Consider the following 1,205-nt stretch of genomic DNA (forward strand, 5'->3'; position numbering starts at 1 on the left):
CTGACAAACCCCCGCACCGCATACACGGTACGAACAATCTGTAGGTGCTCCTTAGAAAGGAGGTGATCCAGCCGCACCTTCCGGTACGGCTACCTTGTTACGACTTAGTCCCAATCGCCAGTCCCACCTTCGACAGCTCCCTCCCACAAGGGGTTAGGCCACCGGCTTCGGGTGTTACCAACTTTCGTGACTTGACGGGCGGTGTGTACAAGGCCCGGGAACGTATTCACCGCAGCGTTGCTGATCTGCGATTACTAGCGACTCCGACTTCATGGGGTCGAGTTGCAGACCCCAATCCGAACTGAGACCGGCTTTTTGGGATTAGCTCCACCTCACAGTATCGCAACCCTTTGTACCGGCCATTGTAGCATGCGTGAAGCCCAAGACATAAGGGGCATGATGATTTGACGTCGTCCCCACCTTCCTCCGAGTTGACCCCGGCAGTCTCCTATGAGTCCCCACCATCACGTGCTGGCAACATAGAACGAGGGTTGCGCTCGTTGCGGGACTTAACCCAACATCTCACGACACGAGCTGACGACAACCATGCACCACCTGTAAACCGACCGCAAGCGGGGCACCTGTCTCCAGGTATTACCGGTTCATGTCAAGCCTTGGTAAGGTTCTTCGCGTTGCATCGAATTAATCCGCATGCTCCGCCGCTTGTGCGGGCCCCCGTCAATTCCTTTGAGTTTTAGCCTTGCGGCCGTACTCCCCAGGCGGGGCACTTAATGCGTTAGCTACGGCGCGGAAAACGTGGAATGTCCCCCACACCTAGTGCCCAACGTTTACGGCATGGACTACCAGGGTATCTAATCCTGTTCGCTCCCCATGCTTTCGCTCCTCAGCGTCAGTTAATGCCCAGAGACCTGCCTTCGCCATCGGTGTTCCTCCTGATATCTGCGCATTTCACCGCTACACCAGGAATTCCAGTCTCCCCTACATCACTCTAGTCTGCCCGTACCCACCGCAGATCCGGAGTTGAGCCCCGGACTTTCACGGCAGACGCGACAAACCGCCTACGAGCTCTTTACGCCCAATAATTCCGGATAACGCTTGCGCCCTACGTATTACCGCGGCTGCTGGCACGTAGTTAGCCGGCGCTTCTTCTGCAGGTACCGTCACTTTCGCTTCTTCCCTACTGAAAGAGGTTTACAACCCGAAGGCCGTCATCCCTCACGCGGCGTCGCTGCATCAGGCTTTCG

General features: G+C 56.7%; 1 rRNA gene. It reads right to left on the minus strand.

What is annotated here, in order from left to right:
• Positions 1–55 precede the first annotated feature (55 nt).
• Positions 56–1,205 (minus strand): 16S ribosomal RNA (locus tag IEX33_RS19230); the annotation flags it as partial.

Source organism: Pseudarthrobacter scleromae, assembly GCF_014644515.1.
In the GTDB taxonomy this organism is placed as follows: Bacteria; Actinomycetota; Actinomycetes; order Actinomycetales; family Micrococcaceae; genus Arthrobacter; species Arthrobacter scleromae.